At 39.8% G+C, this 15,280-nt stretch carries 16 protein-coding genes; 6 read left to right on the top strand and 10 right to left on the bottom strand.

Features of this window, described 5'->3' with window-relative positions:
* The first annotated feature begins 429 nt into the window (after positions 1-429).
* A complete protein-coding gene (locus tag D5018_RS08565; RefSeq protein WP_121838600.1) occupies positions 430-960 on the top strand; it encodes a hypothetical protein in 531 nt (176 codons plus the stop codon).
* A gap of 10 nt (positions 961-970) precedes the next feature.
* Here D5018_RS08565 and purB read toward each other — a convergent pair whose 3' ends face one another.
* From purB to D5018_RS08590, 5 genes are all read right to left on the bottom strand, one after another.
* On the bottom strand, positions 971-2,338 hold the full coding sequence (gene purB, locus D5018_RS08570) for an adenylosuccinate lyase (RefSeq protein ID WP_121838601.1): 1,368 nt from the start codon (positions 2,336-2,338) through the stop codon (positions 971-973).
* Between the two features lie 35 nt (positions 2,339-2,373).
* Entirely contained in the window at positions 2,374-2,988 is a 615-nt protein-coding gene (gene hflD, locus D5018_RS08575) for a high frequency lysogenization protein HflD (protein WP_121838602.1), read from the bottom strand.
* Positions 2,989-2,991: 3 nt separating this feature from the next.
* Positions 2,992-4,107 (bottom strand): tRNA 2-thiouridine(34) synthase MnmA, encoded by a 1,116-nt coding sequence (mnmA, locus tag D5018_RS08580; RefSeq protein WP_121838603.1) that lies wholly within the window; start codon positions 4,105-4,107, stop codon positions 2,992-2,994.
* A gap of 119 nt (positions 4,108-4,226) precedes the next feature.
* On the bottom strand, positions 4,227-4,697 hold the full coding sequence (locus tag D5018_RS08585) for an NUDIX hydrolase (protein ID WP_121838604.1): 471 nt from the start codon (positions 4,695-4,697) through the stop codon (positions 4,227-4,229).
* 16 nt (positions 4,698-4,713) lie between these two features.
* Positions 4,714-5,376, bottom strand: a complete 663-nt coding sequence (locus D5018_RS08590; protein ID WP_243637405.1) for an rRNA large subunit pseudouridine synthase E — start codon at positions 5,374-5,376, stop codon at positions 4,714-4,716.
* Positions 5,377-5,573: 197 nt separating this feature from the next.
* On the opposite strand from D5018_RS08590, the gene D5018_RS08595 reads away from it, so the two are divergent.
* Positions 5,574-7,796 carry an NADP-dependent isocitrate dehydrogenase gene (locus D5018_RS08595; RefSeq protein ID WP_121838605.1) on the top strand — a complete coding sequence of 741 codons (2,223 nt, stop codon included), beginning with the start codon at positions 5,574-5,576 and terminating at the stop codon, positions 7,794-7,796.
* 112 nt (positions 7,797-7,908) lie between these two features.
* On the opposite strand, the gene cspD is transcribed toward D5018_RS08595, so the two are convergent.
* Complete coding sequence (gene cspD, locus D5018_RS08600; protein ID WP_121838606.1) at positions 7,909-8,115, bottom strand: cold shock domain-containing protein CspD; 207 nt, start codon at positions 8,113-8,115, stop codon at positions 7,909-7,911.
* Positions 8,116-8,313: 198 nt separating this feature from the next.
* Here cspD and clpS point away from each other — a divergent pair, with 198 nt between their 5' ends.
* Together clpS and clpA are read left to right on the top strand one after the other, a co-directional pair.
* Entirely contained in the window at positions 8,314-8,622 is a 309-nt protein-coding gene (gene clpS / locus D5018_RS08605) for an ATP-dependent Clp protease adapter ClpS (protein WP_121838607.1), read from the top strand.
* A gap of 45 nt (positions 8,623-8,667) precedes the next feature.
* Entirely contained in the window at positions 8,668-10,929 is a 2,262-nt protein-coding gene (gene clpA, locus D5018_RS08610; protein WP_121838608.1) for an ATP-dependent Clp protease ATP-binding subunit ClpA, read from the top strand.
* Positions 10,930-11,305: 376 nt separating this feature from the next.
* Here clpA and infA read toward each other — a convergent pair whose 3' ends face one another.
* The 3 genes from infA to aat all read right to left on the bottom strand — a co-directional run bounded on the left by infA (position 11,306) and on the right by aat (position 13,068).
* On the bottom strand, positions 11,306-11,524 hold the full coding sequence (gene infA, locus D5018_RS08615; protein ID WP_006081934.1) for a translation initiation factor IF-1: 219 nt from the start codon (positions 11,522-11,524) through the stop codon (positions 11,306-11,308).
* A 104-nt stretch (positions 11,525-11,628) separates the two neighbouring features.
* A complete protein-coding gene (locus D5018_RS08620; protein ID WP_121838609.1) occupies positions 11,629-12,360 on the bottom strand; it encodes an arginyltransferase in 732 nt (243 codons plus the stop codon).
* A 3-nt stretch (positions 12,361-12,363) separates the two neighbouring features.
* Positions 12,364-13,068: a leucyl/phenylalanyl-tRNA--protein transferase gene (gene aat / locus D5018_RS08625; RefSeq protein ID WP_121838610.1), complete on the bottom strand. Its 705-nt coding sequence runs from the start codon at positions 13,066-13,068 to the stop codon at positions 12,364-12,366.
* A gap of 52 nt (positions 13,069-13,120) precedes the next feature.
* Between aat and D5018_RS08630 the strand changes: the two genes are divergently transcribed.
* Entirely contained in the window at positions 13,121-13,588 is a 468-nt protein-coding gene (locus D5018_RS08630; protein WP_121838611.1) for an outer membrane lipoprotein, read from the top strand.
* Between the two features lie 342 nt (positions 13,589-13,930).
* Here D5018_RS08630 and D5018_RS08635 read toward each other — a convergent pair whose 3' ends face one another.
* Complete coding sequence (locus tag D5018_RS08635; RefSeq protein ID WP_121838612.1) at positions 13,931-14,293, bottom strand: hypothetical protein; 363 nt, start codon at positions 14,291-14,293, stop codon at positions 13,931-13,933.
* 170 nt (positions 14,294-14,463) lie between these two features.
* Between D5018_RS08635 and D5018_RS08640 the strand changes: the two genes are divergently transcribed.
* A complete protein-coding gene (locus D5018_RS08640; protein ID WP_121838647.1) occupies positions 14,464-15,216 on the top strand; it encodes a Nif3-like dinuclear metal center hexameric protein in 753 nt (250 codons plus the stop codon).
* The last annotated feature ends 64 nt before the right edge of the window (positions 15,217-15,280 follow it).

The raw sequence follows: 15,280 nt of genomic DNA on the forward strand, positions 1-15,280 counted from the left end.
CATAGAAGGTGCTGAAAACTTCTGTGCCATACGCAGTTACGTTTCGAGTTGCAGAAAGCAAAATATAACAGCTTCAACAGCGCTGAACTTGTTGTTCAGTGGGCATTTGCCAGATATTTTTGTTCAGTAGGCTGAATAGTTACAAAAAATCTTTCTAAAAAGAAGTAGTTCTCTCTGTACTTGTACAAAACTTAATGTACAACATAAATGAACAATATCAGAAGTAAACAAACAGCTTGAAAAACACTATTTTAGGGGAAATTATAAGCCAGAGTGGCGTCTAATTTCAAAGAGCGCCCAGTTGATCCTAGGGTGTTGAATGCAACTGATTTAACATCTAGCCCTGCATAACCCTGATTTCATTCAGGTAAAATCCAGAAAAAGCCTTATAAACTCTACTATACAAAATTGCAATTAACAGAGTTACTTATGGCGATAAAAGAAGCACAGCCTTGTTTAGCATGGAATAATGATCAGTACTTGCAGCCTGATGGCATAACGATCACTTGGTTGAAAGAGAGAAATAAGGAAATTCAATCTCTGGATAAATCTACGACTCTATCAATTTTAATTGAAGACGATGGTATCTCTTTACCAAATAGATTTAAAATTGAACGAGGTCTTTCAGGTGAGTTTGAATGTTTTCACGAAACAGTTAAAGGGCTAGGCAAAGGGTGGGAGCCAACAAAGCAGTCCAATGAACTTTTAACATTAATAAAAAAATATCAATTTGAATTTAGCGGTACAGAAACATCTAAAGTTTTACGAAGGCGAACATCTAGCTTAGCGTCTTTTGTTGTATCTGAATATGGTTCAAGTTGCAACTTGTCAGAAACAGATGGCAGTGAGACTTCACTTGACAATAGAGTTGGAAAATTAGAAGAACAAATGCCGATAATAGACATTGAAGATCTTGGAGGTAATGTTCAAGGGCTTATCATGAAACGAGACAAGCCCTAGTTTGTTTAGGTTACAGTTCGTCAACAAATGCTTCTGCACGACCGATATAGTTAGCAGGTGTCATTTTCTTCAGCTCGACTTTTACATCTTCTGGTAGCTCTAAGCCATCTATAAATGTAGCGAGCTGCTCAGCATCAATGCGCTTACCACGAGTCAGTTCTTTCAACTTCTCATAAGGCTTTTCAATACCATAGCGACGCATAACAGTTTGTACTGGCTCTGCTAACACTTCCCAGTTTTGATCTAGCTCGTTACGGGTATTATCTTCGTTAACCTGTAACTTGCTGATGCCTTTTAATGTTGCTTGATAAGCAATCACTGAGTGAGCCATACCAACACCGAGATTACGCAGTACAGTCGAGTCCGTTAAGTCACGCTGCCAGCGAGATACTGGTAGTTTGCTGGCTAAGTGTTGCATAAGTGCATTAGCAATGCCTAAGTTACCTTCTGAATTTTCAAAGTCGATTGGGTTAACTTTGTGCGGCATGGTTGAAGAACCAATTTCACCCGCAATGGTTTTTTGCTTAAAGTGACCTAATGCAATGTAACCCCAAATATCACGGTCGAAATCAATCAATACAGTGTTGAAACGAGCAACAGCATCAAAGATTTCAGCAATGTAATCGTGTGGTTCAATCTGAGTTGTGTAAGCATTCCACGTTAAGCCAAGGCTAGTTACGAATGTTTCAGATAGCTCATGCCAGTTCACATCAGGGTAAGCCGAAAGGTGAGCGTTGTAGTTGCCAACAGCACCATTGATTTTACCCATAAGCTCAACGGCTTCGATTTGCTTTAATTGGCGTTCAAGACGCACGGCTACGTTTGCGATTTCTTTACCTAGTGTTGAAGGCGAAGCAGGCTGGCCATGGGTACGAGACATTAATGGTACGCTACGATACTCTTTGGCAAGTGCTTTAACGGCATTAATAACTTTGTTGCAATAAGGAGTAAGTACAAGTTCACGTGCTTCTTTTAACATCAAACCGTGAGAAAGGTTGTTGATGTCTTCTGAAGTACATGCAAAGTGAACAAACTCATTAATGGCTTCTAATTCAGCATTGTCTGCCATTTTTTCTTTGATGAAGTATTCAACTGCTTTTACATCATGGTTGGTAGTGCGCTCGATTTCTTTAACGCGCATGGCATCTTGCTCGCTAAAGTTATCTTTAATGCTATCAAGTAAAGCTATCGCTTGTTCGCTGAAAGCAGGGACTTCTGCAATACCGTCACAACTGGAAAGTAACTTTAGCCAGTTGATTTCAACTTGTACTCGGTATTTAGTAAGACCGAACTCGCTGAAAATCTCTCTTAGCTCTGCAGCTTTGCTGCCGTAACGACCGTCTACCGGAGAGATCGCAGTTAGTGCGGAAAGTTCCATTATAAGCTCCTTAATGAACTTTAATTTGTAGGGTTTTATATATTTTTTAAATTATGTTTGGCTGCATTGATAATTCGTTTTCTGAAGAAAACCAACTCTCTGCGTTTACCACCCAGCTGGCGCCATAAAACAGCACTTCTAATTGCTGAGAGCAATAGCGAGCGTACTCGCTCTTGGGTAACTTGTTTCTTTAGGACGTTAGGGTTGCCGACTACCATTATTTTGGGTCCCAAGTTACTAATTAAGTCGCTGTAGATGCTAGCGATATTAGAAATAACCTGATTGTCGTTGATATTAAAGTGGGTAGTCTGGCGTTTAATTTGAGAAATACGCTCGGCGAGAATTCCCATTTGTCCAGAACGAGCAAGTTTACGCTCTAAAGATAGAACACCAACAAGATAGCGAGTAAGCTCCATATCTTTTTTGTCACTTTCCAATTGTTCGATAATGGCTTTAGAGCCATCAATGACAACTCCGCGATCTTGATAGATGTCTAAAACACTATCAGGATTGGTAACTAATAAGGTGTTTAAACTCGCCTCAACAGCATCAGTGTCATATTCATCCGCTCTAGCGACTTTTTGAACTTGCTTGAGTGCATAGAGAATTCCAGCAAAAGCGATGGCTTGCTCCGAGCTTTTTTTATCCATTAGCTAGTCCTTTATTAAAACATCAATAATGCCGCCACCAAGGCAAACTTCACCGTCATAAAATACCGCTGATTGTCCGGGTGTAACTGCCGCAACAGGTTCGTCAAACATGACACGAATGTTTTGGTCGTCAATATATGAAATATGGCAAGGAACATCTTGCTGACGGTAGCGGGTTTTTACCGTAATTTTGCAGCCATTTTCAGGCCCTTTGCGATCAACCCAATGAAGTTGGTTAACTTTCATTCCGACTGACATTAGGCGAGGGTGGTTACCACCTTGACCTACAATAAGCACGTTACGTTCTAAATCTTTGTCAACAACATACCATGGCTCTTCTGAGCTGTCTTTTAAGCCTCCGATCCCTAAACCTTTGCGTTGGCCTAAAGTGTGATACATCAAACCTTGATGTTCACCAATAATATCACCATCAGTGGTTTCAATTTTTCCGGGCTTAGCAGGTAAATAATTCGATAGAAATTCAGTAAATTTACGTTCGCCAATAAAACAAATGCCAGTGCTGTCTTTTTTATTGGCAGTAACTAAGCCTTGCTCTTCGGCAATCTTTCTTACTTCAGGCTTTTCGAGTTCACCTACTGGGAATAGGCTACGAGCTACTTGATCGTGACTGAGGGTATATAAGAAATAACTTTGGTCTTTATTATTATCTACACCACGTAACATTTCGGTTTTGCCGTCGATATCACTACGGCGAACATAGTGCCCCATTGCAATATAGTCGGCATCAAGGATTTCATCTGCAAAATCTAAGAAAGCCTTAAATTTGATTTCCTTGTTACACATAATGTCTGGATTAGGTGTTCTTCCAGCTTTGTACTCCGCTAAGAAATACTCAAATACATTGTCCCAATATTCAGCTGCGAAATTAACTGTATGTAGGGTTATCCCTAGTTTATCGCATACAGCTTGAGCATCTTTTAAGTCCTCTGCAGCTGCACAATATTCATCGTTATCATCTTCTTCCCAGTTCTTCATGAACAGGCCTTCAACCTGATAACCTTGCTGTTTTAATAAATAAGCTGAAACTGAAGAGTCCACACCGCCAGACATGCCAACGATGACTTTTTTTCCACTTGAAGAGGGAGTTGTAGATGTCATAAATCCTGAAACCGAGTTTGAATCAAATAACAGAGGCAGTTGCCCCAACACCGAAATATTTCGGTGCCGTATTTTATCACGGTATCGGAAGCAGGGCTATGTTAAACCTTCATCACAGCTTATAAAAATTGATCCGAAAGTACGCGTAAGGTGGCGCTTTTGCTAGCAAAGTAATCTTCAATAGATTGTAAAATAAGCGGGCTGCGCAGTTGGGGTTCAAGTGCTTTTATTTGATCGTGAGTTAACCAATGAGCGGCAATAATTTGAGGATCTTGTGGGCGAGTTTGAGGAGGCTCAAGAGTGGTACCGTATTGATTGACAATACAGTGAAAAGTAAATCGAAGGAATTGTAGTTCAGGCTTAGCCTGATATTGATAAATACCAGTGATAGATTGGCATTTTACTGCAATTCCCGTTTCTTCAGTAACTTCTCTTTCGCAAGCATTGATAATGCTTTCATGCGGTTCTAGGTGACCTGCAGGCTGGTTGTAAACCGTCTCACCATCTATCACTTCTTCTACCATAAGAAACTTATCTTGCCATACGACGATAGCAGCAACGGTTACATTCGGTTTAAAACGTTCAGCCATAAAGAACCTCTCAGTGTTAAGTGGTCAGTGAAATTACTTGATATTCACCTGGTTGCAATTGTGAACCAGAGTGCGAATCTAAATTGTAACTTCCAATACTATAGCGTATTAACCTTAATGTAGGGTAACCGATATGAGCAGTCATACGGCGAACTTGACGGTTTCGGCCTTCATGGATTTTAATCTCAAGCCATTGTGTGGGGATGTTTTTTCGCTCACGAATTGGTGGTACACGTTCCCAGAGACAATCAGGCTCGTCAATTTTTCTCACTTTGGCAGGAAGCGTTGGACCATCTTTTAAGGAGATACCCTTTCTCAGTTTTTCTAAATCTGGTTCACTAGGGGCGCCTTCGACCTGCACCCAATAAGTTTTAAAGGTCTTCTTTTTAGGCTGAGTGAGTTTCGCTTGTAATTTGCCATCATTGGTGAGTAATAATAAACCTTCACTATCTCTGTCTAAGCGACCAGCGGCGTAAATTTCTGGAATAGGAATAAAATCTTTTAATGTTTTGCGTCCCTCGTCATCAGTAAACTGGCAAAGAACGTCAAAGGGCTTATTAAATAGCACTAATTTTCTTTCTTCAGGTGGTACAACCTGTTTCCGCTGACGCTGGTCAGATCGTGCATTTTTTTTTGTGTAATGGGGGCGCTTCGCGGCTGTGGTGCGTTTAAAGGTCACTGTTACAATCAAGCATGTGAGTTTAACTTGACAGTTTACAAGGGTTTTCTCCTCTTTGGAATTTGATTTATGTGATCGATTCGCTATGATGATTCATCCAAAATTTTAACCTCGTGCCTTTAAGGGACATTTTAGGGAATCCCAAGCTAAATAAGGAACACCCTCTAGTGTTCTACCCATAAAAAGTAGGAAGCAAAATGAAAGATAATTCTCCAACTATCATTTACACCGAAACCGATGAAGCACCAGCATTAGCAACCTATTCTCTGTTGCCAATCATCAAGCGTTTTACTCAAGCAGCAGGTGTTAATGTAGAAACTCGTGATATTTCTTTATCGGGTCGTATTATTGCTAATTTCCCTCAATACCTAAAAGAAGAACAGCGTATTGGTGATGCGTTAGCTGAACTAGGCCAAATGGCGAAAACTCCAGAAGCGAATATCATCAAGCTTCCTAACATCAGTGCGTCTATTCCACAGTTGAAAGCTTCTATTGCAGAACTTCAATCACAAGGTTATGCGTTACCAAATTATCCTGATGAGCCACAATCTGATGAAGAAAAATCGGTTAAGGCTGTTTACGATAAGATTAAAGGTAGTGCAGTAAACCCTGTATTACGTGAAGGTAACTCAGATCGTCGTGCACCTAAATCAGTTAAAAATTATGCTCAAAAGAATCCACACTCAATGGGTGCATGGGTAAAGGATTCTAAATCACACGTAGCTCACATGGCCGATGGTGATTACGTTAGCTCAGAGCAGTCAGTGACAATTGCTGATAAAACTTCAGTTGATATCGTGCTGACTCAAGCTGATGGTAGCAAAACCACATTAAAATCAGGTATTGCTTTACAAGCAGGTGAAGTGATTGACTCTGCGGTTATGAGCCAAAAAGCCTTGGTTGAATTTTTTGAAGCTGAAATTGAAAAAGCTAAAGCAGAAGACGTACTTTTATCTCTGCATTTAAAAGCAACCATGATGAAAGTATCTGATCCAATCATGTTCGGTCACTGTGTAAAAGCTTTCTATAAGCCAGTATTTGATAAATACGCTGCTGAATTTGATGAGCTAGGTGTTGATGCGAACAACGGCTTTGGTGATGTTGTTGCTAAAATTCAAAATCTACCAGAAGCTAAACGTGCAGAAGTTCAGGCTGACATTGATGCTGTTTATGCTTCTCGCCCACCATTAGCTATGGTTGATTCTGATCGTGGAATCACAAACTTACACGTACCAAGCGACATTATTATTGATGCTTCTATGCCTGCTGCAATCCGTAGCTCAGGTCAAATGTGGGGACCTGATGGTAAGCAAAAAGATACCAAATACATGATCCCAGATCGCAGCTACGCAAGTGTTTATGCTGAAACAGTGAATTTCTGTAAAGAACATGGAGCATTTGATCCAAGCACAATGGGTAGCGTACCTAATGTTGGTTTGATGGCACAGAAAGCGGAAGAATACGGTAGCCACGATAAAACGTTTGAAATGTCAGCAGCTGGTGTAGTTACGGTTGTTGATGCTCAGGGTAATACCCTAATGACACAGAATGTTGCCCAAGGTGATATTTTCCGTATGTGTCAGGTTAAAGATGCACCAATTCGTGATTGGGTGAAGCTTGCGGTTAATCGTGCTCGTCTAACAAATACCCCTGCGGTATTCTGGTTAAATGAAGAGCGTGCTCATGATGCTCAGTTAATTGCAAAAGTAAATGAGTACCTTAAAGATCACGACACTTCTGGTTTAGAAATTTATATCATGTCGCCACAAGAAGCGACTCGCTTTTCTTTAACTCGCATTAAAGATGGTAAAGATACTATTTCTGTAACGGGTAACGTATTGCGTGATTACTTAACAGACTTGTTCCCAATCCTAGAGCTTGGCACTAGTGCGAAAATGCTTTCTATCGTACCTCTGATGAATGGTGGTGGCTTATTTGAAACAGGTGCTGGTGGTAGTGCGCCTAAGCACGTTCAGCAAGTTCAAAAAGAAAACCACTTGCGTTGGGATTCATTAGGTGAATTCTTAGCTTTAGGCGCTTCTTTAGAGCATTTGAGCCAAAATACTGGCAATGCAAAAGCTATGGTGCTTTCAAAAGCATTAGATGAAGCAATTGGCCAGTTCTTAGATAACAATAAATCACCATCTCGTAGAGTCGGTGAGTTAGACAACAGAGGTAGCCACTTCTACTTAGCTATGTATTGGGCTAATGCAATGAAAGCGCAAACTGAAGATGCGACTCTTGCTGAGCAGTTTACTGCAATTTCAGAACAGTTATCTGCGAATGAAGATAAGATTGTTGCCGAGTTAAATGAAGCTCAAGGTCCAGCAGTAGATTTAGGCGGATATTATCGTCCTGACGTTGAAATGACAGAAAAGGCGATGCGTCCAAGTTCTACATTAAATGCTATTTTAGCCTAATGGATTGAAATGTGGCTGGAAAACTTTTTCAGCCACAATAAATTTCTGTAGACAAATAAAAAGGCAGGTATAAACCTGCCTTTTTTTACTGGTTAAATGCCCAAATTTTTTATTATTTTACTGGCGTAATTGCAGATGCGTGCATGCCTTTGGGGCCTTCTTCCACTTGATACTCTACTGGTTGACCAGCTTTTAGGGTACGATACCCATCCATATCAATAATTGAATAATGTGCAAAAATGTCTTCGCCACCTTCATCAGGACAAATAAACCCGAATCCTTTAGCATTGTTGAACCACTTCACAGTTCCGCTTGCCATACTTCCACTTCCTTCTGTTGTCAACTTCCCGTTAAGATAGTAAAACTAAATAGCGGGGAAATGTTCACCGCTCGGCAACCAGAATGTAATTATGAAAAGAAGATGTCAAGATAAATTTAACAAAAAAATAACAAGGATGTGTTTTTTTGACAAAGGCTGTAGAATTTATAAGTAATTTAAAAGAGGTATGACCAGGTAATGAGTAATGTAGGAAGTATTGAAGAACTAGAGGAAAGTCTTGAGACGGAACTGCGTCCACCATCAATGTATCAAGTAGTGTTGAATAACGATGACTATACCCCTATGGACTTTGTTGTAGATGTATTGCAGCTGTTTTTTGATAAAAATACCGAACAAGCAACGGAAATAATGTTAGCTATTCATCACAAGGGAAAGGGAATTTGTGGTGTTTACACTTTTGATGTTGCAGAAACAAAAGTCATGCAAGTAAATCAGTTTTCAAGAGAAAATGAACATCCCTTGCTTTGTACGCTAGAGAAAATATGAAAATAGATTACTCTAAGAGTAAGGGAATTTATTTTGGGGGCGCCTATGCTGAATAAAGATCTTGAAGTCACGTTAAATGTGGCATTCCAACAAGCCAAAGAATCACGGCATGAGTACATGACTGTTGAGCATTTATTGCTGGCGTTGTTGGACAATCCTTCCGCTCGCGAAGCATTAGTTTCATGTGGTGCTGATATTGAACGGCTTAGAAGTGAAGTCGAGCGTTTCATCAATCAAACAACGCCGTTGCTTACAGAACCCGAAATAGACAAAGAAACTCAACCAACACTTGGCTTTCAACGTGTATTACAGCGTGCAGTATTCCACGTTCAATCTTCTGGTAGAAACGAAGTTACCGGTGCCAATGTTCTGGTAGCCATTTTTAGTGAACAAGAGTCGCAAGCTGTTTATTTACTACGCCGCTGTGACATCACTCGTTTGGATGTCGTCAATTTCATTTCCCATGGTGTGAGTAAGTCTGATTCTGAAGATGGTTCAATTAGCTTTGAGCCAACTGAAAGTGAGACCGAGTCAGAAGAAGATACCAGTAAACTTGCACAATTTACTACCAATCTTAATAAGCAAGCTGAGCAGGGGATTATTGACCCTCTAATTGGTAGAAACTTAGAAATTGAGCGAACGATTCAAACATTATGTCGCCGCCGGAAGAATAACCCGTTATTAGTGGGTGAAGCAGGAGTTGGTAAAACAGCTATTGCAGAAGGGCTAGCTTTTCTAATTCATTCGAATTCTGTGCCTGAAGTCATTAAGGATGCAACGGTATACTCACTTGATTTAGGGGCATTGCTTGCTGGGACAAAATATCGCGGCGACTTTGAAAAGCGTTTTAAAGGCTTACTGAAAGAGTTAGCAGAGGATGAACATGCAATATTGTTTATCGATGAAATCCATACCATTATCGGTGCAGGTGCGGCTTCGGGCGGGGTTATGGACGCATCTAATCTATTAAAGCCGTTACTTTCTAGTGGAAATCTCCGATGTATGGGATCTACGACTTTCCAAGAATTCCAAAATATTTTTGATAAAGATAAAGCCTTAGCTCGTAGATTCCAAAAAATTGATATCACTGAACCTAGTGTTGCTGAGACGACTTTGATTTTGAAAGGCTTGAAACCTAAGTACGAAGAACATCATGCTGTTCGATATACTCAGTCCGCATTAAGTGCAGCTGCTCGATTATCGGCTAAACATATTAACGACAGGCATTTACCAGATAAAGCTATTGATGTCATTGATGAGGCTGGTGCTCGCATGGCCATGCAGCCACAAAGCAAGCGCAAAAAAACGATCAGTGAAAGTGAAATCGAAGAAATTATCGCTAAAATTGCTCGGATTCCTGAAAAAACGGTTACGGCCTCTGACAAAGATCTTCTCAAGAACCTAGAACGTAACTTGAAAATGGTGGTGTTTGGCCAAGACAAGGCTGTTGAATCATTATCATCAGCCATACGATTATCTCGTAGTGGTTTATCAAATGAAACAAAACCTGTAGGAAGCTTTTTACTCGCGGGTCCTACTGGTGTGGGTAAAACAGAAGTAACTAATCAATTGGCTTCCTGCTTAGGTATGAAGTTGGTTCGATTTGATATGTCTGAATATATGGAAGCCCATGCTGTAGCACGTCTCATTGGTGCTCCTCCTGGTTATGTGGGTTATGAACAAGGTGGATTACTAACTGATGCCGTGATCAAACAACCTCATTGTGTAGTACTACTTGATGAGATTGAGAAAGCTCATCCTGATGTTTATAACTTACTGTTACAAGTTATGGATCATGGAACATTGACCGATAACAATGGCCGTAAAGCTGACTTTAGAAATGTCACCTTGGTGATGACGACTAACGCTGGTGTTCAAGAAACTCAAAAACAATCAATTGGTTTCCAACAGCAAGATCACAGTACTGATGCTATGGCTGAAATTAATCGAGTGTTTTCACCAGAGTTTAGAAATCGCTTAGATTCAATAATATGGTTTAACCATTTAGATATGACAATTATTGCTAAAGTAGTTGATAAGTTCTTAGTTGAGTTACAAGCTCAATTGGATGAAAAGTCAGTAACAATGATTGTTAGTGATGAAGCGAGAACTTTATTGGCCGAAAAAGGTTACGATAGAGCAATGGGTGCAAGGCCAATGGGGCGTGTGGTTACAGAGCTGATCAAACGACCATTATCGGATGAAATCTTGTTTGGTGAGCTTGAGTCAGGTGGAACAGCTTATATTGATGCGGAAGACGGTGAGATTGTAGTAACAGCTAAAAGTAAAGAAAAGTTAGTCAATTAGCCTAGGGCCTGTTGATCTTTCGTGCTTATTTTTGCAGCGATAAATTGGTTATCTTATGCAAGGCGGAGTTTGTGCGGTGTAGTTATTACCGACATACAAAACTGTCGTTACTTCGTTGCTACATAAACAAACGATAACGAAGCAGAAGTGACCAATTTACGCTGTCTTCGATGCTTTTGAGCACTTCCTGTTCTGTGTTGTGACCAGCTTACTTAGATGGCTAAGCTGCACTGCTCACGCCTTGAACAGAAAAGTGCTCAAATAGCACAAAATTTAAGCCTGAAAGATCAACAGGCCCTAAACGAACAATACAAAAAAACCCGGCTTGACCGGGTTTTTTATTATCTAGATATTCTTATCTAGGAGTGAAGTCTAATTAGCGTGCGCGGAATACGATACGGCCTTTAGTTAAGTCGTAAGGAGTCAATTGCACGGTGACTTTGTCTCCAGTAAGAATGCGGATGTAGTTCTTGCGCATTTTTCCAGAAATGTGTGCAATCACAACGTGACCGTTTTCAAGTTCTACACGAAACATTGTGTTTGGCAAGGTCTCAAGGATTGTGCCTTGCATTTCAATGTTGTCTTCTTTCGCCATTAATTAAGTATCCCATTAGCCTTCAAATATAAAATCGGGCGTATCATGCCCCAATTTCTGATGTAAGTAAAGAGGTGGTGAATAAAACATGAACTCTAACTTGTTTAACTACTAGAGAGTTCCTCTTGAATCAGCCAACCTGCATCAGTTAATAATTGATAGGGCTGATATTTCGTTTTGTAGTTCATTTTTCGGCAGTCATTAATTTGGTAACCAAGATAAACATAGTCTCTGTTTAATTGTTTAGCTAATTCGATCGTAAGCAAAATCATATAACTACCTAATGAGTGCTTATGGTAATCAGGGTCAAAAAAGCTGTAAATAGCACTAACACTCTTATCCAAAAGGTCAATAACAGCGACTCCAATCAACTTTTGGTTGTCATAAATTTCAATATAATTATCCGGAAGCCAATCACATAATAAAAATTGCTCAAACTGTTCAGTAGAAGCAGGATACATAGAACCATCTCTATGGCGCTCATTTATGTATTTTTCATATAGAGGGTAATAATTGGTTTTTACTTCAGTTGAGTGATGCCATGAAAACTTTTGATTTTGTTTGGAGGTTCTTTTTTGGCGCCGTGAAGGTTTAAAGTCAGCGGCTGGAATCCGTATCGACTGACAAGCAGAGCAATTTGGGCAATGTGGTTTATAAATCGCATTGCCACTGCGACGGAACCCAAGCCCTAACATGCGCTCATATAAAGCGGATTCGACAACAGTATCAGTGAGAGTGAGTAATTGTTCTTTTTGGTTTTCAAGGTAGCTACAGGGAAAGGTTTGGGTTAATCCTAAGTATATGGCGTTTTCTTTTGGTGGTGTTTCTTCACTCATGTATCACTCCCTCAAAACAGCAGGTTGCCAACAATTTTCAATGGTGTTTTGATCTCTTAATACTGATAATAGCTGGATAAAGTCTTCTCGTGAGATTTCTTTAGCTCCCATACTGAGTAAGTGTGGATTCATTAGCTGTGTGTCCAACAACTCGTAACCAGAATCTTGCAAGTGCTTATCTAAAGCTATCATAGCTATTTTTGATGCATTAGTTTTGGTGTGAAACATTGATTCGCCACAAAAAACTTTGCCCATTTTGATACCGTACAAACCACCAATAAGTATTTCATCTTCCCAAACCTCGATTGAGTGCGCATGACCTAGGCGATGAAGTTGAATATAGGCTTGTTCAATAGTTTTAGTTATCCAAGTGCCTTGTTCATTAGCTCTAAGTTTAGCGCATTGATGGATTACTTGGTCAAAAGCATGATTGATGGTAATTTTCCAACTATGCTTTCGGTTAAATTTGGCTAAACTTCTGCTTATATGGAGCTGGCTTGGAACAATGATGGCTCTTGGATTGGGTGACCACCATAGAATAGGGTCATCTTCGTTAAACCAAGGAAAAATACCATTATAATAAGCGTTAAGTAGACGCTTGGGGCTTAAATCTCCTCCAACAGCAAGTAAGCCATTAGGCTCTTCAAGAGCGCAATTGACTGGTGGGAAGTTATCAGTTTCATCAGATAAAAAAGTTAATGATTGCAAAGTCGTATGTAATTAGAGTCAACGATATTTATAACTTAACGGAATTCACCTTATGTTAAAACCCATAAACTATTTTCTCTTTACGTTATTAATACTGGCTAGTCATGCTTTCGCCGGTCCGTATGACAGAAACACTGCTCAGCCTGTTGAAAAGGTGGTCTACGGTGGTGTTATTTCGGTTAGAAATATCACAAAGCAGGAATTGATTGAAGACAAAAACCAAGGATGGAGAACTTTCGGTGGCGCGTTGCTGGGAGGCGTCTTAGGCAATCAATTTGGTAAAGGCTCAGGTCGTGATATTGCAACAGCATTAGGAGCCATTATTGGTGGTAGCATGGCTCGTAATCACCGCCAACCTGAACTCCGAACATACCAACTTGTTGAATTGATGATTAAACAGGATGATGGGCAGACCGTAAGAGTAATTCAAGATCTTGATCCAGGAATGTTATTTCATCCAAAAGATAGAGTGAGAGTTATCTATTTAAAAAGGTTTGTGAGAGTTGATATCGCTATGTAATACCAATTTGCGTTCAAATGTGATCTACTCAGAGTGATGCCAGTGGTCCAAGTACAAACAAAATTTATGCAGTCATAGCCACTCTATGTCAAAGAAATTTTGACAGTAATTGGGCCTCTGGCACACTCCCAAAGGGCTGTGCTAAAGGCTTCCATAGCTTCGTTGCAAGTTTTTATATTATCCCGATAGTATTTCAAACTTGCGCCTTGTTATTGAAGCCTTTAGCTACAGCTGAGCGATCACTATTGAATGCAAATTGGTATAATCTAAGTTGTCAAAAACAAGTAATAAAAAACCTCCTAATTTGGAGGTTTTTTATTTAAAAGGTTCAATTAAACTAAATTAGAACCCTCGTGGAAGCGTCACTGTACCGCCCAAAGACAATAAATAGTCTAACCAGTATTCTTTAGGTAATTTACCTTCAACGGCTTCGCTGTCTTTTTTTGCAGTTTTTTTGGCAGGAGCCTTTTTCTCTGCTTTTGGTTTAGCTGTTTTTTCTGCCTTTTCTGATTTTGCGGCTTCAGCTGGTTCAGTTCCAGAGTTAAACGAGGCAAGCATAGCTTCAAGTTCACTGAATCTTAACGACTTACCACCATCAATTTTATACCAGCTGCCTTTTTGTTCTATGGTTACATCACGGCCTTCATGTTGTTTAATCGCTGCCGTTAATGCCGAGATAGTTTCTTCTTTGCTAAGTGTTGCCATGGGTTATAACCTATATGTTGATAAACTGTTATAAAACAATTAGGTGATTTTAGCGTTTATTGATGGAAAAAGTCCAATTTCCAGTGCTGATCGGTGATTTTGGACTCAATTAGCTGGCATTTGCATGCTACTATTTCAAAAACTTTATCAAATGGGCAAAGAGTAGAATGATCATTCGCGAAGAATTAATCCGTTATCTTGATGGTTATTTACAAGCTTTTAAATTTAAAGACTACGCTCCTAATGGCTTGCAGGTTGAAGGAAAGGAGCATATTTCCACAATTATTACTGGTGTTACTGCAAGCCAAGCTTTAATTGATGCTGCAATTGAGAAGCAAGCTGACGCAATATTAGTTCACCATGGTTATTTTTGGAAAGGTGAACCACAAGTTATCACTGGTATGAAGCAAAAGCGTATAAAAGCATTGCTTGAACATGAGATCAATTTGATAGGCTACCATCTTCCATTAGATGCGCATCCAGAAGTGGGCAATAATGTTCAATTAGGACAAAAACTTGGAATCGAAGATATTAAAGTCGTTGATTCAGTCTCACAAGATTTACTTTGGAGCGGAAAGCTAAAGACTCCAGTTCCGGCAGATGAATTTCAGAAAATATTAGTAAATGCCTTAGGAAGAGAATCACTTCATATAGGTGATGAAAAGCAAAGCATTCAGTCCATCGCTTGGTGTACAGGTGGCGCTCAGGATTATATTGATATTGCTGCGCAGCTTGGTGTTGATGCTTACATCAGTGGTGAAGTTTCGGAGCGGACGTTTCATAGTGCTATCGAACAAGGCATTCACTATTTTTCAGCTGGGCATCATGCAACGGAACGATATGGTATTCAAGCACTAGGTGAACACTTGGGAAAACAGTTTGGTTTGTCTCATCAGTTTATTGATATTCCTAACCCAGTTTAATGAGCGCATGTCACACTCTGGTTTAATTCCATATAAAAAGTTAAATTCTGTTCATTATTCCCGA

This window comes from Parashewanella curva (assembly GCF_003675895.1).
GTDB classification, from domain to species: domain Bacteria; phylum Pseudomonadota; class Gammaproteobacteria; order Enterobacterales; family Shewanellaceae; genus Parashewanella; species Parashewanella curva.

Bases quoted from the DNA above. Each gene is read 5' to 3' on its own strand.
- D5018_RS08565 (WP_121838600.1), top strand. From the start codon at position 430: ATGGCGATAAAAGAAGCACAGCCTTGTTTAGCATGGAATAATGATCAG.
- purB (WP_121838601.1), bottom strand. From the start codon at position 2,338: ATGGAACTTTCCGCACTAACTGCGATCTCTCCGGTAGACGGTCGTTAC.
- hflD (WP_121838602.1), bottom strand. From the start codon at position 2,988: ATGGATAAAAAAAGCTCGGAGCAAGCCATCGCTTTTGCTGGAATTCTC.
- mnmA (WP_121838603.1), bottom strand. From the start codon at position 4,107: ATGACATCTACAACTCCCTCTTCAAGTGGAAAAAAAGTCATCGTTGGC.
- D5018_RS08585 (WP_121838604.1), bottom strand. From the start codon at position 4,697: ATGGCTGAACGTTTTAAACCGAATGTAACCGTTGCTGCTATCGTCGTA.
- D5018_RS08595 (WP_121838605.1), top strand. From the start codon at position 5,574: ATGAAAGATAATTCTCCAACTATCATTTACACCGAAACCGATGAAGCA.
- cspD (WP_121838606.1), bottom strand. From the start codon at position 8,115: ATGGCAAGCGGAACTGTGAAGTGGTTCAACAATGCTAAAGGATTCGGG.
- clpS (WP_121838607.1), top strand. From the start codon at position 8,314: ATGAGTAATGTAGGAAGTATTGAAGAACTAGAGGAAAGTCTTGAGACG.
- clpA (WP_121838608.1), top strand. From the start codon at position 8,668: ATGCTGAATAAAGATCTTGAAGTCACGTTAAATGTGGCATTCCAACAA.
- infA (WP_006081934.1), bottom strand. From the start codon at position 11,524: ATGGCGAAAGAAGACAACATTGAAATGCAAGGCACAATCCTTGAGACC.
- D5018_RS08620 (WP_121838609.1), bottom strand. From the start codon at position 12,360: ATGAGTGAAGAAACACCACCAAAAGAAAACGCCATATACTTAGGATTA.
- D5018_RS08630 (WP_121838611.1), top strand. From the start codon at position 13,121: ATGTTAAAACCCATAAACTATTTTCTCTTTACGTTATTAATACTGGCT.
- D5018_RS08635 (WP_121838612.1), bottom strand. From the start codon at position 14,293: ATGGCAACACTTAGCAAAGAAGAAACTATCTCGGCATTAACGGCAGCG.